Source organism: Pseudomonas sp. B21-015 (assembly GCF_024749285.1).
GTDB lineage: Bacteria > Pseudomonadota > Gammaproteobacteria > Pseudomonadales > Pseudomonadaceae > Aquipseudomonas.
The window spans coordinates 5,197,962-5,217,615 of record NZ_CP087196.1; the positions used below are offsets into that span (position 1 = coordinate 5,197,962).

The 19,654-nt window shown below is 59.6% G+C and carries 25 protein-coding genes and 1 pseudogene; 5 read left to right on the plus strand and 21 right to left on the minus strand.

What is annotated here, in order from left to right; all coding sequences use genetic code 11:
• Position 1: 1 nt before the first annotated feature.
• A pseudogene (locus LOY38_RS23750) lies at positions 2-262 on the plus strand (SDR family oxidoreductase); the annotation flags it as partial.
• 187 nt (positions 263-449) lie between these two features.
• Positions 450-1,151: a tRNA (N6-threonylcarbamoyladenosine(37)-N6)-methyltransferase TrmO gene (gene tsaA / locus LOY38_RS23755; protein WP_258697302.1), complete on the plus strand. Its 702-nt coding sequence runs from the start codon at positions 450-452 to the stop codon at positions 1,149-1,151.
• Positions 1,152-1,256: 105 nt separating this feature from the next.
• Here tsaA and fpr read toward each other — a convergent pair whose 3' ends face one another.
• Complete coding sequence (gene fpr / locus LOY38_RS23760) at positions 1,257-2,036, minus strand: ferredoxin-NADP reductase (RefSeq protein ID WP_003443014.1); 780 nt, start codon at positions 2,034-2,036, stop codon at positions 1,257-1,259.
• A gap of 151 nt (positions 2,037-2,187) precedes the next feature.
• Between fpr and LOY38_RS23765 the strand changes: the two genes are divergently transcribed.
• Positions 2,188-3,114 carry a LysR family transcriptional regulator gene (locus LOY38_RS23765; RefSeq protein ID WP_258697303.1) on the plus strand — a complete coding sequence of 309 codons (927 nt, stop codon included), beginning with the start codon at positions 2,188-2,190 and terminating at the stop codon, positions 3,112-3,114.
• Here LOY38_RS23765 and LOY38_RS23770 read toward each other — a convergent pair.
• The 3 genes from LOY38_RS23770 to LOY38_RS23780 form a co-directional block, all read right to left on the minus strand.
• Positions 3,111-3,473 carry a diacylglycerol kinase gene (locus LOY38_RS23770; protein WP_019580981.1) on the minus strand — a complete coding sequence of 121 codons (363 nt, stop codon included), beginning with the start codon at positions 3,471-3,473 and terminating at the stop codon, positions 3,111-3,113. The genes LOY38_RS23765 and LOY38_RS23770 overlap by 4 nt on opposite strands.
• 75 nt (positions 3,474-3,548) lie before the next feature.
• The gene (erdR, locus tag LOY38_RS23775) at positions 3,549-4,199 is read right to left on the minus strand and encodes a response regulator transcription factor ErdR (protein ID WP_258697304.1); all 651 of its coding nucleotides are present in this window, start codon (positions 4,197-4,199) and stop codon (positions 3,549-3,551) included.
• A gap of 142 nt (positions 4,200-4,341) precedes the next feature.
• Entirely contained in the window at positions 4,342-5,100 is a 759-nt protein-coding gene (locus LOY38_RS23780; RefSeq protein WP_258697305.1) for a tRNA-uridine aminocarboxypropyltransferase, read from the minus strand.
• Positions 5,101-5,289: 189 nt separating this feature from the next.
• On the opposite strand from LOY38_RS23780, the gene LOY38_RS23785 reads away from it, so the two are divergent.
• Positions 5,290-5,715, plus strand: a complete 426-nt coding sequence (locus LOY38_RS23785; RefSeq protein WP_258697306.1) for a quorum-sensing-regulated virulence factor family protein — start codon at positions 5,290-5,292, stop codon at positions 5,713-5,715.
• Here the strand turns inward: LOY38_RS23785 and LOY38_RS23790 are convergent, their stop codons facing one another.
• Positions 5,716-5,910, minus strand: a complete 195-nt coding sequence (locus LOY38_RS23790) for a hypothetical protein (RefSeq protein WP_258697307.1) — start codon at positions 5,908-5,910, stop codon at positions 5,716-5,718. It lies immediately after the preceding gene.
• Positions 5,911-6,399: 489 nt separating this feature from the next.
• On the opposite strand from LOY38_RS23790, the gene LOY38_RS23795 reads away from it, so the two are divergent.
• Positions 6,400-7,518 (plus strand): TIGR00730 family Rossman fold protein, encoded by a 1,119-nt coding sequence (locus tag LOY38_RS23795; RefSeq protein ID WP_258697308.1) that lies wholly within the window; start codon positions 6,400-6,402, stop codon positions 7,516-7,518.
• Between the two features lie 43 nt (positions 7,519-7,561).
• Here LOY38_RS23795 and recX read toward each other — a convergent pair whose 3' ends face one another.
• The 16 genes from recX to LOY38_RS23875 form a co-directional block, all read right to left on the minus strand.
• Positions 7,562-8,029 carry a recombination regulator RecX gene (gene recX, locus LOY38_RS23800; protein WP_258697309.1) on the minus strand — a complete coding sequence of 156 codons (468 nt, stop codon included), beginning with the start codon at positions 8,027-8,029 and terminating at the stop codon, positions 7,562-7,564.
• 8 nt (positions 8,030-8,037) lie between these two features.
• Entirely contained in the window at positions 8,038-9,090 is a 1,053-nt protein-coding gene (recA, locus tag LOY38_RS23805; RefSeq protein WP_008072704.1) for a recombinase RecA, read from the minus strand.
• An 83-nt stretch (positions 9,091-9,173) separates the two neighbouring features.
• The gene (locus LOY38_RS23810; protein ID WP_258697310.1) at positions 9,174-9,674 is read right to left on the minus strand and encodes a CinA family protein; all 501 of its coding nucleotides are present in this window, start codon (positions 9,672-9,674) and stop codon (positions 9,174-9,176) included.
• Between the two features lie 80 nt (positions 9,675-9,754).
• Positions 9,755-10,273 carry a lysis protein gene (locus LOY38_RS23815; RefSeq protein WP_258697311.1) on the minus strand — a complete coding sequence of 173 codons (519 nt, stop codon included), beginning with the start codon at positions 10,271-10,273 and terminating at the stop codon, positions 9,755-9,757.
• Complete coding sequence (locus tag LOY38_RS23820; RefSeq protein ID WP_258697312.1) at positions 10,255-10,818, minus strand: glycoside hydrolase family 19 protein; 564 nt, start codon at positions 10,816-10,818, stop codon at positions 10,255-10,257. The genes LOY38_RS23815 and LOY38_RS23820 overlap by 19 nt, the downstream gene beginning before the upstream one ends.
• Positions 10,819-10,821: 3 nt before the next feature.
• Positions 10,822-11,226, minus strand: coding sequence for a phage tail assembly chaperone (locus LOY38_RS23825; protein ID WP_258697313.1), 405 nt, complete (start codon positions 11,224-11,226; stop codon positions 10,822-10,824).
• A 13-nt stretch (positions 11,227-11,239) separates the two neighbouring features.
• The gene (locus LOY38_RS23830; protein WP_258697314.1) at positions 11,240-12,451 is read right to left on the minus strand and encodes a carbohydrate binding domain-containing protein; all 1,212 of its coding nucleotides are present in this window, start codon (positions 12,449-12,451) and stop codon (positions 11,240-11,242) included.
• 42 nt (positions 12,452-12,493) lie between these two features.
• The gene (locus LOY38_RS23835; protein ID WP_258697315.1) at positions 12,494-13,054 is read right to left on the minus strand and encodes a tail fiber assembly protein; all 561 of its coding nucleotides are present in this window, start codon (positions 13,052-13,054) and stop codon (positions 12,494-12,496) included.
• 7 nt (positions 13,055-13,061) lie between these two features.
• Positions 13,062-14,084, minus strand: coding sequence for a phage tail protein (locus LOY38_RS23840; protein ID WP_258697316.1), 1,023 nt, complete (start codon positions 14,082-14,084; stop codon positions 13,062-13,064).
• Positions 14,085-14,221: 137 nt separating this feature from the next.
• Positions 14,222-14,737, minus strand: coding sequence for a phage tail protein (locus LOY38_RS23845; protein WP_258697317.1), 516 nt, complete (start codon positions 14,735-14,737; stop codon positions 14,222-14,224).
• On the minus strand, positions 14,734-15,885 hold the full coding sequence (locus LOY38_RS23850) for a phage tail protein (RefSeq protein ID WP_258697318.1): 1,152 nt from the start codon (positions 15,883-15,885) through the stop codon (positions 14,734-14,736). Before LOY38_RS23850 ends, LOY38_RS23845 begins: the two co-directional genes overlap by 4 nt.
• Positions 15,886-15,896: 11 nt before the next feature.
• Complete coding sequence (locus tag LOY38_RS23855) at positions 15,897-16,496, minus strand: YmfQ family protein (protein WP_258697319.1); 600 nt, start codon at positions 16,494-16,496, stop codon at positions 15,897-15,899.
• Positions 16,484-17,527, minus strand: a complete 1,044-nt coding sequence (locus tag LOY38_RS23860; RefSeq protein WP_258697320.1) for a baseplate J/gp47 family protein — start codon at positions 17,525-17,527, stop codon at positions 16,484-16,486. Before LOY38_RS23860 ends, LOY38_RS23855 begins: the two co-directional genes overlap by 13 nt.
• The gene (locus LOY38_RS23865) at positions 17,517-17,915 is read right to left on the minus strand and encodes a phage GP46 family protein (protein ID WP_123719829.1); all 399 of its coding nucleotides are present in this window, start codon (positions 17,913-17,915) and stop codon (positions 17,517-17,519) included. The genes LOY38_RS23860 and LOY38_RS23865 overlap by 11 nt, the downstream gene beginning before the upstream one ends.
• Positions 17,915-18,424: a phage baseplate assembly protein V gene (locus LOY38_RS23870; protein WP_258697321.1), complete on the minus strand. Its 510-nt coding sequence runs from the start codon at positions 18,422-18,424 to the stop codon at positions 17,915-17,917. Before LOY38_RS23870 ends, LOY38_RS23865 begins: the two co-directional genes overlap by 1 nt.
• A 185-nt stretch (positions 18,425-18,609) precedes the next feature.
• Complete coding sequence (locus LOY38_RS23875; protein WP_258697322.1) at positions 18,610-19,653, minus strand: phage baseplate assembly protein; 1,044 nt, start codon at positions 19,651-19,653, stop codon at positions 18,610-18,612.
• Between the last annotated feature and the right edge of the window lies 1 nt (position 19,654).

Genomic DNA, 19,654 nt, shown 5'->3' on the forward strand with positions numbered 1-19,654 from the left:
GGAGCTGTCGCGGATCCTGGCGCGGGAGCTGGTGAGCCAGCACATCAACGTCAACGTGATTGCGCCGGGACGCTTCCCGAGCAAGATGACTCAGCACATTGGCAACGATGAGCAGGCACTGGCCGAGGACACAGCGTTGATTCCGATGAAGCGTTGGGGGCATGAGGAAGAGATGGCGGCGCTGGCGATCAGCCTGGCGAGTACGGCCGGGGCGTATATGACCGGGAATGTCATTCCTTTGGACGCCGGGTTTAGTCTCTGAGATTGGTGGCGCGTCCATCGCGAGCAGGCTCGCTCCCACAGGGGCGCGCTGTGACCACAACATTTGTGCCCGCCGCAAATCAAATGTGGGAGCGAGCCTGCTCGCGATGGCGGACTGACAAGCGCCACCGATCTCGCGACCGCTCGGGTTATCATGCCGCCCTAATCCCCCGCCTTGACCCCAGACCATGACCTACAGCGTTTCCCCCATCGGCTTCGTGCGCTCCTGTTTCAAGGAGAAGTTCGCCATTCCGCGCCAACCGCAACTGGCCCCGGCCGCTCGGGGCGTGCTGGAACTGGTGGCGCCGTTCGATCAGGGTGATGCGGTGCAGGGGCTGGAGCAGGTCAGCCATGTCTGGCTGTTGTTCCTGTTCCATCAGGCCCTGGAAGAAAAGCCACGCCTGAAAGTCCGCCCTCCGCGCCTGGGCGGCAACAAATCCATGGGCGTGTTCGCCACCCGCGCGACGCACCGCCCCAATGGCATCGGTCAATCGGTGGTCAAACTGGACAAGGTCGAAGCCAATCGGCTGTGGATCTCCGGCATCGACTTGCTGGACGGCACGCCGGTTCTCGACATCAAACCTTACGTGCCCTACGCCGACATCATCGACACAGCGTCCAACAGCATCGCCAGCGCCCCGCCACCGTTGATTCCCGTGCAGTGGACGGATTCAGCGCTGCAACAGGCTCACAGCCACGCTCAGCGCCTTGAAGAGCCCTTGGTCGAGCTGATCGAGCAATGCCTGGCACAAGACCCACGCCCGGCCTACCAGATTCCTGCGCCTGAGCGGGAATACGGCGCGCAGTTCTGGGATGTGGATGTGCGCTGGCATTACCCCACGCCTGACCTGATCCGCGTCCTTGAAGTCATTCCCGTCTCCAACGCGTAGGAGCAGCCTCGTTTCACTCGACAGCTCCTACAAGGTTTGTGTCCGGCATAAAAAAGCCCCCATTGCCTTCACAGGCAATGGGGGCTTTTCAGTGATGCGGTGTTCTTACTTCTCGACGAACGCACGCTCGATCAGGTAATCACCCGGCTCGCGCATCCGCGGCGAAACTTTCAGGCCGAAGCTGTTCAACACTTCGCTGGTTTCGTCGAGCATGCTCGGGCTGCCGCACAGCATGGCGCGGTCGTCCTGCGGGTTGATCGGTGGCAGACCGATGTCGCTGAACAGCTTGCCGCTGCGCATCAGGTCGGTCAGGCGGCCTTCGTTCTCGAACGGCTCGCGGGTCACGGTCGGGTAGTAGATCAACTTGTCACGCAGGGCCTCGCCGAAGAATTCGTTCTGCGGCAGATGCTCGGTGATGAACTCGCGGTAAGCGACTTCATTGACGTAACGCACGCCGTGGCACAGGATCACTTTTTCGAAACGCTCGTAGGTTTCCGGGTCCTGGATGACGCTCATGAACGGCGCCAGACCGGTACCGGTGCTGAGCAGGTACAGATGTTTGCCAGGCTTCAAGTCGTCCAGCACCAGCGTACCGGTAGGCTTCTTGCTGATGATGATCTCGTCGCCTTCCTTCAGATGCTGCAACTGGGAAGTCAGCGGGCCATCAGGCACCTTGATGCTGAAGAACTCGAGATGCTCTTCCCAGTTCGGGCTGGCAATCGAGTAAGCGCGCATAAGCGGCCGGCCGTTGGGTTGTTGCAGGCCGATCATCACGAACTGACCGTTCTCGAAGCGCAGGCCCGGATCGCGGGTGCACTTGAAGCTGAACAGAGTGTCGTTCCAGTGGTGAACACTGAGGACACGCTCGTGGTTCATGTTGCTCATGTACGTGGGACTCCTGGGAGATTTTGTCTGCGCATGCTCTGCGCCTGCTCTGCGAAAGATGAGCTGTTGTGCGCAATTGCATCGCATTCTAATGGCAGCGACAATATCTGTTAAATGGATTATTAAGATAAGGGTTATCGGTTATATCGATATGCGATTTACTCTCCGTCAACTTCAAGTATTCGTCGCCGTCGCTCAGCAGGAAAGCGTATCCCGTGCCGCGGGTCTGCTCAACCTCTCACAATCGGCGGCGAGCACCTCGATCACCGAGCTAGAGCGCCAGTGCAGCTGCCAGCTGTTCGACCGCGCCGGAAAACGGCTGAGCCTCAACGCCCTCGGCAAACAGCTGTTGCCACAAGCGGTGGCCCTGCTCGATCAGGCCAAGGAAATCGAAGACCTGCTCAATGGCAAATCCGGTTTCGGCTCCCTGGCGGTCGGCGCGACCCTGACCATCGGCAATTACCTGGCGACCTTGCTGATCGGCAGCTTCATGCAGCGTCACCCGGAAAGCCAAGTGAAGCTGCATGTGCAGAACACCGCCAACATCGTGCAACAGGTGGCTCACTATGAAATTGATCTGGGTCTGATCGAAGGCGACTGCAGCCATCCGGACATCGAAGTGCAGAGCTGGGTCGAAGATGAGCTGGTGGTGTTCTGCGCGCCCCAGCATCCGCTGGCCAAACGCGGCACAGCCACCATGGAGGCGCTGAGCCACGAAGCCTGGATCTTGCGTGAACAAGGCTCGGGCACACGGCTGACGTTCGACCAGGCCATGCGTCACCACCGTAGCGCGCTGAACATTCGCCTGGAGCTGGAACACACCGAAGCGATCAAGCGCGCAGTGGAGTCAGGTTTGGGGATTGGCTGCATTTCGCGCCTGGCGCTGCGCGATGCGTTCCGCCGTGGCAGCCTGGTGCCGGTGGAAACACCGGATCTGGACCTGGCGCGGCAGTTCTATTTCATCTGGCACAAACAGAAATATCAGACATCGGCGATGCGCGAATTCCTCGACTTGTGCCGCGCGTTCACCGCCGGGGTTCAGCGCAGCGACGAGATCGTCCTGCCCACCATCGCTTAAAGCAGGATCACCGCCCACACCAGGGCGATCATGCTCAACGCCACCAATTGAGCAGCGCTGCCCATGTCCTTGGCGTTCTTGGACAGCGGGTGCAGCTCGAGGGAAATACGGTCGATGGCCGCTTCCACCGCCGAGTTGAGCAATTCGACGATCAGCGCCAACAGGCAGACTGCAATCAACAGCGCCTGCTCGACACGACTGACATTCAGGAAAAACGACAGCGGAATCAGGATGGCATTGAGCAACACCAGTTGGCGAAAAGCCGCTTCACCGGTGAAGGCCGCGCGCAGGCCGTCCAGGGAGTAACCGGAGGCGTTGAGGATGCGTTTTAGGCCGGTCTGGCCTTTGAAAGGTGACATAGAGTAAGCAACTGACTAAAAAGGAGTGGGAAAGCTAGATGAAGCAAAGTCAAAAAAGCGTGAATACGTAGTGCTTTAGTGACTCGGAATTGACTCAAGTTGTTGCAAGAGCAGCGCCGCCTGAGTCCGGGTCCGCACATTCAGCTTACGGAAAATCGCCGTGACGTGGGCCTTGATCGTCGCTTCGGAAACGCTCAATTCGTAAGCAATCTGCTTGTTCAGCAAACCTTCACAGACCATGGTCAACACCCGGAACTGCTGGGGTGTCAGGCTGGCAAGGCCTTCGCTGGCAGCCTTGGCTTCGTCGGAAACGCTGACCGCTTCGAAGGCCTGGGGCGGCCAGAATACGTCGCCATCGAGCACCGCGCGCACCGCTTTCTGAATGACGCTCAGGTCACTGGACTTGGGAATGAAGCCACTGGCGCCGAACTCACGGGATTTCACCATGATCGACGCTTCTTCCTGAGCCGACACCATCACCACCGGAATCTGCGGGTACTGCCCACGCAACAGCACCAATCCGGAAAAACCGTAAGCCCCCGGCATGTTCAGGTCCAGCAACACCAGATCCCAGTCGGCCTTCTCGTCAAGACGGGTTTCCAGTTCGGCAATGCTCGCCACCTCCACCAGGCGGACATCCGGGCCCAGGCCCAGGGTCAACGCTTGATGCAAGGCACTACGAAAAAGAGGGTGGTCATCGGCAATCAGGATTTCGTATGTGGCCATTTTTCAAATGATCCTGTTTTTCATGGGACGCCCGATGCATTCAGGCCTCGCCAAAACGGCGCCAAGCATGCCCAGCGAAGCCGGGGTGGTCAAGTTGCATGGCGCTGCCAACGAACCTCGTTCTTTGCAGTATGGGCGACGTTCAGCAGACCACGGGCGCCGTGTGCTGCACGAAGGGCATCAACTCGGCGTGGGCCGGTGTTTCAACATTCATATCCAGCTGATGTTTAGCGTCCAGGTAATGCTGGCTGAACACATCAAAATAGGCGTCCAGTGCCGAGGCAGCGTCGGTATCGCCGGCAAGATCCAGGCACAGCGCTGCCACTTCGACCGTGCACAGGTGCTCGCTGCGCGTGGACCTGCGCAATCGGTAGCGTGAAAGCTTCTCGGGGAGCAGGCTCAGAATCGGCAACGCATCGAAATAGGGGCTTTTACGGAAAATCTTCCGGGCTTCGGTCCAGGTGGCGTCCAGCAGAATGAACAGCGGGCGCTTGGTGCTATCGACCGCGACGCTGTGGGTGACTCGCTCGGGCTCGACGTATTCCCCCGGAAACACCAGATACGGCTGCCACTGCGGGTCGGCCAACAGCGCCAGCAGTTGTTCATCGACCTCGGTACGCGACCAGATGAACGCATGGTTGTCGCGCACCACATCGGCAATCAGCCAACCGGTGTTGCTCGGTTTGAACACTTCTTTGTTGGTCATGATCAGGCACACGCCGCTGCGGGTGTCGACCTGCGGGCGCCAGGCGCACAGGCAGTGGCTCTCGATCACGCGGCAGGCGCGGCAACGTGGCGCCCGCCAGCCACGGGCCTGAATCGGCTTGATGCCCGCCTCTTCGCGCTCGTCGCGCAAGCGGGCTACGGCGTTCTTCGCAAAGTGCATAGGGGTTTGACTCATCGCAGGCAACGCCGACGGCTAAGGAAAATCGACACAAAAAACACTCGGCAAGGCAAAAAGTGCCGGCAGTTTACCAGAGGGTTCGGCGCAAGCCTGTACCGTCCGGGCCACCTCCCCTATAATTCGCCGCCACTGAACGCACAGTCACGTGACGGGTCGAACCACCAGTCACTGAACCAGGAGAGTTTCATGCTGCGCCTTATCGTTCCCACCGCTGCCGTTTTGCTGGCGTCGTCCTTCAGCGCTCAGGCTGCTTCCTTGAGTGAGCAGAATCTGAACAGAGAGCTGCGAAACGTCGCCGCACAAAGCAGTGTTGGCACTCCACGGGCGATCAACGAAGACATTCTTGATCAGGGCTACACTGCCGAAGGCAACGTGCTGATCAACCACTTGAGCGTGCAAAGCAGCCACGCCGAAAAAATGCGCGCCGATCCGAAAGCGGTGTACTTCCAGCTTGGCGCCTCCGTCTGCAGAAACGAAGGGTTCCGCAAGCTGATGGCCAAGGGCGCGATCATGCGCTACGACTTCACCGAGGTGAAGACCAACCGCCCGGTCGGCTCCGCAAGCTTCCAGGAATCGGACTGCCCGAAAGCGACTCCACCGAAGAAGAAGTAATCACCTGGAATTGGCGCGCCGCTGTTCATCCTCGGCGCGCAGTTCTGCCAACAGCGCCTGCAAGTAGCGCGAACGCCGGTCCCCGCCCTCCAGACGTCGGCAGCACTCTTCTTCGAGACTCAAATGGTGGGCCTCGGCCGATGCTTTCAGTAATCGATACAGTTGCGCATCGATCTCCAGAGTGACTCTGGGCATGGTTTCCCGCCTCCCTGCACGCATTGATCACTGTTGACCACGCGATAAATCCCTGAATTGCTAGAACGTTGCGTCCTGCCATTGACGCAAAGTTGTCGTGTCACGCCTGTCACTTAGTAAATCAGAGCGCAGGACATACGGCTTGCGTTCAGACGAGCGGTGAGAGCACCTTGCAAATCGTCAATAAGCGGTTGCCAGGAAAGACGTTGCGGCGCAATGATCAAGCCAGCGAAAATCGTTGCGAGGGTCTAAATTCAAAGTGTTCACGTTGATTTTTTCAGGGCAGAAAAGGGGCTGCCCGTTGCGGGTCTTATTGTGCGAACGTTTCTTTCATTCAAGGGATAAACAGAGCCCGTATGGATGGCTCGATTGCAACCGAGTCAGATGGAGCGCCCAGGCATGGGCTTGGGCAGACAGCGACACAAGGGGTGTCGCGGCACCGGCGATTGTTTGGTCGGGCCGAGGGTTCTGTGCAGAAGGAGAAGTTGAATGCCTTACCAACCGAATGACCTCCTGAGCCGTCATTTTCAAGAAAGCGGCCACGACCTCACCAGCAAGGTCGAAGAACAACTCAACCTGGTTTCACCCAACAGCCCCAACATCCCGATTTACCGCGACATGATCCTGACCGTGCTGCGCATGGCCCAGGAAGATCACAACCGCTGGAATGCCAAGATCACCCTGCAAACCTTGCGCGAACTCGAGCATGCCTTCCGTGTGTTGGAGCAGTTCAAGGGGCGACGCAAAGTCACTGTTTTCGGCTCGGCCCGCACCCCCATAGAACACCCGCTGTATGGTCTGGCCCGAGAACTGGGCGCCGCTCTGGCGCGCTCGGACATGATGGTCATCACCGGTGCCGGTGGCGGCATCATGGCGGCGGCCCATGAGGGTGCCGGCCTGGAACACAGCCTGGGATTCAATATCACCCTGCCCTTCGAGCAACACGCCAATCCCACGGTCAATGGCACCGCCAACCTGCTGCCCTTCCACTTTTTCTTTACCCGCAAGCTGTTCTTCGTCAAGGAAGCCGACGCACTGGTCCTGTGCCCAGGCGGTTTTGGCACGCTGGATGAAGCGCTGGAAGTACTGACCCTGATCCAGACCGGCAAAAGCCCGCTGGTACCCGTGGTGCTACTGGATGCGCCGGGCGGCACGTTCTGGCAAGGCGCGCTGGATTTCATTCACCATCAACTGGAGGAAAATCGCTACATCCTGCCGAGCGACATGAAGCTGTTGAGCATGGTCTACAGTGCCGAAGAAGCGGTGGAGCAGATCAACCAGTTTTACAGCAACTTCCACTCCAGCCGCTGGCTCAAGCATCAGTTCGTGATTCGCATGAACCACAAGCTCAGCGACCCGGCACTCGAACACATGCAGCAAGCATTCGCCGACCTGTGCCTGAGCGATCATTTCCATCAACACACCTACAGCGGCGAGGAGCACGACGAAGCGCAGTTCAGCCATCTGGCGCGACTGTCCTTCACCTTCAACGCCCGTGATCACGGCCGTCTGCGGGAATTGGTGGATTACATCAACCTGCCGGAAAACTGGGCCCAGTCCAAACCCCAGGCGCAACAACGCACACGGAAACCGTCCAAGGTAACGTGAGGCAAAAAAAACGGCCCGCTATCGAAATAGCGAGCCGCTTCAGTCAATCGTCCATCCCTCGGCCGCTGAACAAGCGGCTGATCATTTCCATGGAATATCCCCGATAACTCAGGAACCTGCCCTGTTTGGCGCGTTCCCGGGCGTCTATCGGTAAATGCCCGGCAAACTTGCGGCGCCAGGTGTCTTCCAGTTGTTCCTGCCAGTCGATACCACTCTCGCGCAAGGCAAGTTCGATGTCGGTACGTTGCAGGCCGCGCTGGCTCAACTCTTCGCGAATTCGCAAAGGGCCATAGCCGGAACGGGCACGGTAGGAAACGAAGCTCTCGAGGTAACGGGATTCAGACAACAGGCCCTCTTCCGTCAAGCGGTCGAGTGCTGTGTCGATCATTTCAGGGAGGGCGCCGCGCTGACGCAGTTTACGCGTCAGCTCGACTCGACCGTGCTCGCGTCGCGCGAGCAGGTCCATTGCGGTTCGCCGCACCGCGACGAGTGTATCGAGTACGGCGGTCATCGGATCGATCAGATATCAGCGTCAGCCAGGTCGTCAGCAGTCTCTTTGACCGGCGATGCTTTGACATCCGGTGCTGGAGACAGCAATTTGTCGCGCAGCTGCTTCTCAAGTTTCGCGGCGATCTCCGGGTTGTCCGCCAGGAACTTGGCCGAGTTGGCCTTGCCCTGACCGATCTTGGTGCCTTCGTAGGCATACCATGCACCGGATTTCTCGACGAAACCGTGCAGAACACCCAAGTCGATCATCTCACCGTTGAGGTAGATGCCCTTGCCGTAAAGAATCTGGAACTCGGCCTGACGGAACGGCGAAGCCACCTTGTTCTTCACAACCTTGACGCGGGTTTCGCTACCAACGACTTCATCACCTTCTTTCACCGCGCCAGTACGGCGGATGTCCAGACGAACCGAGGCGTAGAACTTCAGCGCGTTACCACCGGTGGTGGTTTCCGGGCTACCGAACATCACGCCGATCTTCATGCGGATCTGGTTGATGAAGATTACCAGGCAGTTGGCGTTCTTGATGTTACCGGTGATTTTACGCAGCGCCTGAGACATCAGACGGGCTTGCAGGCCCACGTGCATGTCGCCCATTTCGCCTTCGATTTCAGCCTTTGGCACCAGAGCGGCCACGGAGTCGACGATGATCACGTCAACCGCGTTGGAACGCACCAGCATGTCGGTGATTTCCAGGGCCTGTTCACCGGTGTCCGGCTGGGAAACCAGCAGGTCATCGACGTTGACGCCCAGTTTGCCAGCGTACTCAGGGTCGAGGGCGTGTTCGGCGTCGACGAAGGCGCAGGTCGCGCCGGCTTTTTGAGCCTGGGCGATCACCGACAGTGTCAGGGTGGTTTTACCGGAGGATTCAGGACCGTAGATTTCAACGATACGGCCTTTTGGCAGGCCGCCAATGCCGAGCGCGATGTCCAGACCCAGAGAGCCCGTGGAAATGGCCGGGATCGCCTGACGGTCCTGATCGCCCATACGCATTACGGCACCCTTGCCGAATTGACGTTCGATCTGACCCAGGGCCGCAGCCAAGGCTTTCTTCTTGTTGTCGTCCATTAAAGTCCTCACGTAATCAATAAGGCCTGACGGCCAACACCTGTATAAGTAGCCAGTATTATTCCACAGCGTTTCAGGATCGCCTACCCCTGATTTGAGATTTCTCCAGCGGCATGCCGCAGCAGCCCCTCTAGCGCGGCCTTCACCGTTTGTCGGCGGACCTCGTCACGGTTACCGGCAAAGTACTGGACCTCGCTGAACACCTGCTCACCGACGCCCCAGGCCAGCCACACCGTACCCACCGGCTTGCCCGGCGAGCCGCCATCCGGCCCCGCCACACCGCTGACCGCCACGGCAAAACGCGCCCGGTTTTTTTCCTGCGCGCCGCGAACCATGGCCTCGACCACCTCGCGACTGACCGCCCCGACGGTTGAAAACAACTCGGCCGGGACATTCAATTGCTGGGTTTTCTGGCGGTTGGAGTAGGTGACATAACCGGCCTCGAACCACGCCGAACTGCCCGGAATGCGGGTAATCGCCTCGCAAATCCCGCCTCCGGTGCAGGACTCGGCGGCAGTGACGTGGGCATTGAGAACCTGCAAGCGCCTGCCAAGTTCAGCGGCCAGCTGAGTGATATCTTTCACGACTCTCTCCTGATCGAGCGGAATGAGGCCTACCGTACACGAGCGGATCGCGCTTGCAAGGTTCGGGATCGATCAAAATGTTAGCGAGCGAGTGCCCTGACATAGGCCTGACAGGCCTGCAAGGCAATCAGTCCGCTGTCGCCGGCGTCGGTGATGGCGATAATTCGTTGAGCATGCGCCGGGTCAAGTCGGGCTCGCGGGGCGCCATGATCCATGCCGCCGGCGCCGGAGGCGGCTGGCACTGCACAGGTTGAGGCAGCGTCATGGGCATCGAGGAGGACTGACAGGCGCACATCAGCAGTGGCAAGACGATCGCGCAGGCGACCTTGATCACGTTCGGCATCGCTAAGCGCTCGATAATGGGTTTGTTCACTGACCGAAAGCCGTTGCTCCAGGGCCAGACGCTTGTCCTGTTCGGCCTGTTGCTCGGTGGCGGCGGCCAGGGTCAGTTGATTAAGGGTCTCGGCGTGCAGCCTGGCCTGCTCCGCCAGTTGCCGGCCGAAGCGCCAATCCTGAAACTGCCAGGCCAGAGCCGCCGAGCAACCGGCCAGCACCAGCATGCCGATCACTCGCCAGGAAATCAGGCCGAAGGCTGGCATAACACCGCCCTCGCCCGCGCCCAGAGTTCCAGGCGATCCTGCAAGCCGTTAAGCCCGCCGTTGATACGGCGAGTGATGCTGTTGAACTGGTCGCGGTCGGCCAGTTCATTCAGGCCGTTCTGCTCCCAGAACCACGCGGCGGACTCAGCCGCCCATTGCGGTTGCTCCAGCAGTTCAGGCAAGGCCAACAGGCGTTCATCGCCGAACAGGCCGAGGCTGCATTGGCGATAATTGTTGCGACCGGTGATCTGGATCAGGCCGCGGCCACGGTATTTTTGACCGTCGCCGTCCGGTTCCGGAGTGTTGCCCAAGCGGGCGGCCAGGGCGCCGGTGTCGTATTTGCTCAGGTATTGAGTGCCGCCCAGTTCACGTACGTACTGCAACTGCCCCGATTCGTGACCGACTTGCGCGAGGAAGGCGGCGATGCGTTTGGGGGTGCTGATGTTGCGGTGAGACATGGCGGTGTTCAGGGCGGAAATGAAAACGCCCGCTTGAGAGCGGGCGTCAGGGAATATGTGTTGCAACTGCGCTGAAGTGAGAGACATGGGTCATGTTCCATTTGCCGTTGTTTTAAACCAGACCGGCGCCAGGGGTTTGCTGAAGTCTTTTGGAAAGTTGGCTAGCGAGGGCCAGTCGCGCAGATCCTGCCGGTAATCCAACAGTTCATGATATTGATCGCTGCTCAAAGTCAACGGAGTGCCGGCAGCTTGCTCATCGCGATCACGGTCGACCAGCCATTGGCTGACGGCCAGTTCCTGGTTCCGCCACGCTCGGGCAACTGTGGCTGGTTCAGGTTCTGCCTCCGGAGCGTCTTCCAGCATGGCGAGCAGTGGCACACCACCACTCGCCAGCCATTGTTGGTATTCATCCCAGAAACGGTGATGCCGAGGCACGGTTGCTCCGTCAGGCAGACGAATGACAGTGGCCGGGTCTTTAGTGAGTTGATAGTGCATAGGGAAAACCTCCTTAAAGCTCGGCATCGGCGGTGGCGTGGATGTAATAAGTCTGAGTAACCAACCCGATATCGGAGTTATCTACCCAGGTGCCGCGAGTCGACACCCCAAGAGGTCGAGCATTAGCCGATGAAACTTCATCGCTCCCCGAACGCCATTGCCCAGCGACCCCCTTCGAAGTAGTGGTAAATAAACTGAGACTTGGAATAGCTCTCTTCTCAACCTTGAAGGTCCACTGAGCCAAGGGCTGTGAGGCAAAGCCCGTTTGCCCCTGTTTCACTGTGGATAACAGTGCACCGTAGGGACCTGTCATGCTTCCAGGCGGCAGATCCTGGCTATAGGTTTTTTCGTAATAACGCTGGCACAACATCAACTCATCGCCAGGGCTACGGAGTTCGAACGGCGTCGACACCCGCCCCTCTTCCAACTGGATCTGTGCCAGGTCTATCACCTGCAAAACATTCAAAGGCAGGTCGAAGGAGAGCCGCAGAAAGTCATTGCCGCTACTTCCCAACGTTTTGCCTGCCAGGGACGGTATTTGAATCGTCGCGCTGTATCGGGTCCAGGAAGTTTTGAGTTGAAAGCTGCCAACCGGCGTCACGGTATCCACACTACCGCCCGCTCCGAAATACTGCGCGACAGTCACATTGATCTGACGCGCCGTGTCGGCCTTGGCCCAGAACGTCAGCGTCGCGGTTTTCCCCGCCAAGGTCCTGACCGACTCGATAGCCTGGGAAATTTTATGCACGCTGGCGCCAACGCCCGCGGTGATTTGTTGCCAACGCAAAAAGTAACGGGGCTCATTGGGTACGTCGACCTGACCTAATGCGAAGTTCTGCCGGGAAATATTCACCCCGGCGTTCCCATTCCAGTCGCAACGAAAACGGTCAGCGATATAGGCACCGGTGTAAGGCCCCAAGTTGACCGTACCGCGCTGCCAGATATCGAAGTTGCCGTTAATCATCAGGTTCTTGCGATAAACCTGCACCGGAAAACTCTGTTGCGGGTCGAGTTTGGCCAACTCTTTAATGGCCAGGCTCAGTTGATCAGTTTGGTTCTCGGAAGGCATCAGCCCCGCGGCGGTGATGGCGTTGAGAATTTCCTGGGTGACGCTATTACCCCAGCTGGCTGGAATCAGGGAGCCAGGAGTTCCTGCTACCGGGTTTTCATCGGCAAATCTACCGTTGACCAGTCCTGCACTGGGGACGCTTTTTGGATAGTCCATTTGATCTACTCAAGTTGAAGGGCATCAACACAGGCAATGTAGTTACTCGGTCGAGCCTGGAACCTGAGGCCAGTCGATCTCTGCAGGAAAGGTTGCTTGCCGCTCAAGGCGATTTAACTCAACGCTGTAGAGTTTCCATTCCATCAATGCCAGTTGCTCATCGTGAGTGGCGTCGCCGATATCTTCGGCGTATTGAAGCGGGGCTATACGCAGGACTGCGTCACGAAGTAGCGCGTCTCGTTTGGTGAACACCTGATTCCTGACATCCGCCAACCGCGCCTGGTCGTCCAACTCCCAGGTGTTATCACGCCAGACATAATACTCACCCGGCCATGGAACCGTGGTAAAGGCGTCAGGCAATTCCCCAAGTTCACTCCAGATCTGCTGAGCCCCGCCCTCTTTGCGATACACCAGACCGCGCCGGTCGATGACTTCGCGCGGGACATTGTTGACCAGTACCCAAGTACGGCCCTGTTCCGGAGGCGGCAATTCAAATGAAAGTTCAACGGCATTACTGGGCAGTTGAATACCGATTCCCGGCGTCACGAAGAACTCCACCGGCCCCGACAAGGCGCCCGAGTTATCAATCAGATAATTAAACATGGACACCTCAGATAAGTTTGATACGGCCGGGATAGGCAATGTTGCGTCCGCGAGTCTCTGATCCGCCGGAAAATCCGGTAGCACCGGCTTGCCAAAGTGAGTAGTTGTTGGAGCCGCCGCCCATCATCTGTGTGCCGTAGGAACCGGCACCCGGCGTTGAGTGGTTGTGAGACTCGATTTGGCCGGCCTGCCAGCTACCCGCCGCACGGCTTGCATCCACCCCACGCGACTCATCAAGAACTCGCACAAACTCACCACGGGCCTCTGGGCTACGGAAGGTCGTGGCGCCGTCGCCCGAGGTCCACATACCCTCCTTACCCGCGCGCAACGCTTCGGTGGTGAGCATCCCCGACGCCTGCGCGTGATCCCAAACCCACGGCCACTCGGTACGATTGAGCAGAGATCCATTGAGCGCACCATATCCACCCGGCATCACCGTCGTAGAGGTCTCAAAAACTGCCCGTCCCAGCGTCGTACCGTCATACCGCCCAACAGGCCACCAGTTACCCAAGGCATCACTGCGCAGATGCCACCAATCGCCCGCCCCCATCAACACCAAAAACGGATAGCCACCCGCTCTCAGATGGGTGTGAAACTTGATGGAATCTGTTTCCGAACAGCGAACGACCAACCGATTACCAGTGTTATCCACCCGTCGCACGATCACATCACGAATCCCCAAACCGGTGTTGGCCACTGGCAGGGTAACGGTGGTGGCCCCAGGGTTTGCATCAATCAGCACCAGACCGAGCTCTTCCGGCGCCAGCAGCTTCGATGCCGCTAGCCGGGTCACCACCGAACGCGTCGGACTGCTCACACCGATAATCGCCTGAATCGCCTTCAACAACTGCCCCGTGTCCGCCTCCAACGGCGCCATCCCGGCGCCAGCCACCACACTCAAGATCTCCTGCGTAACGGCATTGCCCCACACCGCCGGAATCAACGACCCAGGCGAACCGGCGACGGGGTTTTCATCGACAAACTGGCCATTCACCAATCCGACGCTGGGGACGCTTTTTGGATAATCCATACGTCTATCGCTCCTCTGAAATAACAAATGAACCGTGTCGATGCGGTTGTCGGTGCAACCTCACCCACGTTTTTTTTCTGGAAATAAAAAGCCCACATTTAAGCGGGCTTGGGTCAAGCAGAACGAAGGGCTAGCGGCTAGCCGGCCTGACCGCTGGCGAGGTCTCGAATAGCCATCAAGGCCTCATCGCCGACGCTACGGGCCAGATCGATCTTGCCCTTGGCCGCGTGCACGCGGATTTGCGTTTTAGCCTTGAGGCGCAATGTGCGCAGGGTCAGCAGGTTGTCACTCAGCTGTGCGGCATTGCTCAGGATCTGCTCGGCGGCCTGCTTGGCCGTCCGGCCTTTAACGACCCATGCGGATACAGCCAGCGGCACGTCCTTTTTCGGGTAGCCCGCGTCCTGAAAGGCTTGGGCGTCAACGGCGGCCTGGGCATATTCCATGGCTTTGAGTGGATCACCGGCCAGAGCAGCGCGTGCGCTGTCTGCCGCGGCATCAACTTTGGCGCACAGGCGTTCGGTTTCCTGTTGCTCCAGCAGGGCGACTTTCGTGGCGTCCAGTACCCATTGTTCACCGTCCCAGTCATGGATGGCGGAAGGTTGTGCGGGACGCAGACCGTCCTCGAACTGATGAAGCTCTTGAATAACGTTCATCGAATCAACTCCCAGGAAAAACTGACATTGACTGCCGCCACGAAGTTGACCGCGATTCCAGTGACGTAATCAGACACGGGGTGGTTCTTGATCCCCATACTGAACAGCAATTCATCGCTGGCGGCGCTGGTAGAACCGAGCAGGTGCTCGGCCTGGTAGGACTGCCACAGCGAACGTACCTGGTTATGGTCAAAACTGGCGGTCAGCGTCGTGACCGTGACGTCGTTGACAAAGTTGTTGGTGAAGATCACGCACGGCAGCGGAGTCGTCCAACCCGTATCGTGATTGGAGCTGGTGGTCACCGCCGGTGATAGATAGCAATAGTTGCCACCAACCCAACCTGTTGGCGCAAACGCCACCGAGGAAATTTCCGTCGCCGAAGGTGTCGGGTTCCCCACCACCAGACGTGCCGCACGGGCATGGGGATCCAGAGGCAGGTAAACCACACCGTTGCCATTGACGGTTTGCGTCCACGCCAACCGGTTGCGGTTGTAGATCGGCCTGATGACCGGAACGGAACCCGGTGCTCCCGTCATCACCCAGGCAATGCAGATGTCCAGCGGCGTGGACTGAAAACCGCCCCCCGCCCCGCCATTGACAGTGCCCTTCAAACCTTCGGGCGCCGCGTCATAGATCGTTCCTCGCTGCATGTAGAACGTCAGCACACCACCGATCACTTGCGCCCTCAGGAAGTAGCCCGAGCTGGGCAACAGATCCACGCTGCTCCAGGCCGTGGTCATAAATGTACGGGAGCGCCCCAACTGCCCGGCCACGACTTCCTGACCGATACTGATGTACACGCCTGCCGGAATCGAAACCTTGCCACCGTTGGTCGAAACGGCGGCCGGGGTTACCGGCAGACGGGCATCGGCTGTTGCCACCGTCGGCAATGGCAAGGCCGTGAGGGGCAACGCCAGGTCCTGGTTCCAGCCCTTGGCGGTGACCGTCTGAATCGCTTGCAGCAACTGATCGCTTTTCGCCTCATCCGGCGTCAATTCCCCGGCCTTGATGACGTTCACAATCTCCTGCGTCACCCCATTCCCCCAGTCCGCCGGAATCAACGACCCCGGCGTCCCGGTCAACGGGTTTTCATCCACAAACTTCCCATTCACCAACCCGGCGCTGGGCACACTCTTCGGATAATCCATCCCTCTACTCCCTAGTCATAATTGATGTGCACCTTGGTATGCGCCGGTGCGCTGCGGTGGATCAGGCACTCCAGTGCCGAGCCCGGATTCACGCCGAAGCGCTCGCCCCAGTAACTGGCGCCAAAACGCCGCCCTAGCAGCAACCGCCCACCGGTATTGAGCGTCCACATGAACTGTGCTTCCCAGGTGCCCCAGTGCGCCGCACCGAAACGCGAGCGCCCCATGCGCGGGGCTTCCAGTTCGGTGATGGTGGCATTCGGGTAACCCTGGCTTTTGGCGATATCGAGGTAGTAGCCGACGGCCTGGCTGCCGACCGCGAGCAGGCGACGACGTACAGCAAGGCGGCGGTCGTCGAACAGTGGCGTGGCGCCCAGGCACGGGTCGGGCAGGTTCATTACCCGCTCCCAGTCCGGCACCAGTTCGCTGACACCGGCCGGGTCCATTTCATTGAGCAGGTCGGCGGCACGGGCATCGAGGCGCGCCAGTTCCTGGGCGACGCCTTCGAGCACTTCTTCAAGCTCAGGAACTTGTTCAGGGTCCCAGGCCGGCCCGCTGGGCAGCAGGCTGCGCAGTTGGGCGTGGTATTGCGCGGCGGTTCTTATGCCCCCCATACGCAACCTCCGAAGGTCAGCAGTTCGCTTTTGTTGGCGGGGACATCGGCGACGGGCGATGTGAGTGTGTGGTCGTATTCACCACTGGCGCTGCTGATCGCTTCACGGATGTGACTGATCAACAACTTCTGGCCGAGGTCGGCTTCACGGTTATGCAGGTCACGCAATTGCGCTTCGACCGCAGCACGCACCGCCGTGGTGTCGGGGTTCACGGTTAGGCGATAGACGACGGGGACCTGAACCGGCCGCTGCACATGCACCTCGGCGGTGACCGGGCGCAGAGGCTCGATGTAGGCCTGGACTTCAGCCAGTTGTTCGTCGTTCGGCACCGGTTGCAGATCGTCATCACGCATGATGAAAAGGCTGACTGTACCCGGCCCCAACAAACCGCCACGGCACCAGACGCGGGTCACGCCGGGGCACTCCAGAGCCCAGGTTTCATAGTCCTGGGCCGAACCGCCGTGAGGGATGACGCGGTAGGAGCGGATCACCCGCGCACGCAGCGATTCCAGGCTTTCCCTCGCCACACCGCCGCTGAGGCCCGACGCCAGCACGGTGAAGCTATTGCCGACGATACCCGCAATCGGCTGCACCGGAATCAGCGCCAGACCAGCCTCGGCATTGCCCAGGCTGCCAGCCTCGAGCGCGGCGATGGTGGTGGTGTTGAGGCCGTTGCTGGTGGTGCGCGCGGCGGTCACTTTGTAGGTGCGACCGTCGCTCGATTGCAGCAGGGTGTCGACGTCCAGCACGGCACCAGCGCTGGCGGTAAAGCTGACGCTGCCGCTGGCCGCTTGTGCGGCTTTGCGAGGCTGGTTCAGGCGCAGTGCGGCGATCCGTTCCAGGGTCGATTCATCGGCCTTGTCCGGGAGGATCTGCTCGGCGATCCAGTCCAGATAGCCATACAGGCCATAGGCGGCGCCACCGAGGGTGCGGGCCAGCACTTGCGCATCGGACTGGCGCAGCGAATCGCTGGCCAGGTCGCTTTGGGTGCGTTTGATCAGCACCGGCAGCGAAGGGGTTTCAAACGGCATAGATCACCTGCCAACTGTTATCAGGGTTGATGTCCAGGCGCTCGCCGTCGGCCAGGGTCAGGACCGTGCGCAGGTTCAGGCGCTGGGCGTCGAGGCGTTCGCTGATGATGTCGATGGCGCTGCAATGGCCGTCGTCGATCAGCCATTGCAGGGCTTCGCGGGCATAGAATTCGGCGTCCATCTGGGTTTGTCGGGTCAGCTTGACCCGGCGCAGCAGCCACAGCCGCGAACCGATGCGGTCGTCGGCCACCGTCGGAAAGGTGTCGCCCCACCAGCCGAAACGTTCTTCGTCATCGAGGGCATCGTCATCGGCGGCACGGCGCCAGGTGAACAGGCTGATCAGCACTGAACGGGTCAGGGCGGCGTGGAGGTTTTGGCTGATCAACATCACTGCCCTCCTGCCGGTACGCCGGTCTGGCCGTTGCCCGCTTGTACGCCGCTATGCACATGTTTGATCTGGCTGATGCCGCCGGCAATCTGATCGCCCTGGGAGACGATCTTGCCGGTCTGGGTCAGGGTCGGTGTGTCGATGTTCACCGCGCTGCTGGCGCGGATGTTCAGGGTGGAGGTTTCGATGTCGATGATCCGCCCGCGCTTGAAGTGGATTTTGTCGCCTTCATCGGTGTAGATCGCCACTTCGCCAGCGGCCAGGGACTGGAGGCGATAGCGACGGTCGGCGACCACCAGCACGATGGCGTGAGAGCGATCACCGCCCAGGAAGGTGGCGATACCTTCGGCGCCGGCCAGCGGATTGCTGGTGAAACCGTAGGGTTCGAAGTGCTCCATGTCGTCGTTCACTTCACCGGCGGTGAGGCGCATTTGCAGCGATTGAAGTTTGGTGGCCGAGTTGGCGAGCACGACAGTGCCGCGCGCCAGAAGGCGTGTCAGTAGGCTCATGGGTTGTTCTCAAGAGTCGGCGAAACACAGACAAACCTGTGGGAGCGGGCTTGCCCGCGATGGCGGTATGTCAGGCAAAGGAGCGTTGCAGCGAACACCGCTTTCGCGGGCAAGCCCGCTCCCACAGGGTTCGGCGTTGTTCACAGCATTGGCATTCCAGATGCCATTTAGGGTAAGTGTCGAGCTCAGGTTTTCTTCGGGGGCTCGGGATTAGCGTCGAAGGTATGCGGCGGTGCGACTTGCAGGGTGGTGACCGAGCCTTGCGCCGATAGCGAATACGTCACTTTGGAGATCAGCATGTCGTCATCGAACCCCAGCACCGGGTCCTTGACCCTGACCTGCGTGTTATGGCGCCACAGATCGCCGTTCGATTGCCGCCAGCCCTGCACCTGATAGGTGGTGGTTTTGGCCTTGCCCACGCGGGTGGCGCTTTCCCAGTTGGCCCGCTGCAAGGCGAGATCGGGATTGATCTGCATGCCTTCGTTGATCACCGTGACCCGCCGACGCTTGTAGCTCAGGTCGGCGGACACCGATTCAACCTCGCTGACCGCTGCCCCGCTCTTCTTGTCCGTGCCCTTGTGCTGGCCGATGACCCGGTATTCGGAGAACACCTGGCTGTAATCCATCGGCGCGTTAGCCGACAGTATATTTTTCCCCAGCTCCAGCGCATCACTGGCCCGGCCACCGCTACCAGGCTTGGCCAGCACCAACCGGCCCTGGGCATCATCGGTAGAAAACACCCGGAACAATGTCAGCAAGCGGTCGATGGATTGAAACACCGTTTCCCCCGGCACGATGGTGTGACTGCTGAGCCGGGCGGTCTCGGGAATTTCACTGACCACAAAGACCTTGTAGGTGATCGCCAGCGCTTCGACGATGCTCAACAGCGATTGCTCATGCCATTGGTTCGGGCGGTTGGTCGCGGCGCAATCCACCAGGTCCTGGGTACAGGAACTGCCTTCGATGTTCAGGCTGATCTGCCGCCCGTCATAACTGATCGGGGCCTTGAACACATACCCGGTCAGCACCAGATCCTGGCCGATGTGCACTTCACAGGCGTCACCGGGCTGGATCCGTTTGTCCACGGTCTGCCCCGGCCATTGCCAGGTGATATTGAGTTTAAAGGTGCGGAACTGGCGCTCCAGATCCGCAGTGATTTCCACGCTTTTCCAGCCGCCGTATTCCAGGCCGCCGACGGTCAGGGTGACCCGGTTATCCATGTCGTTCATG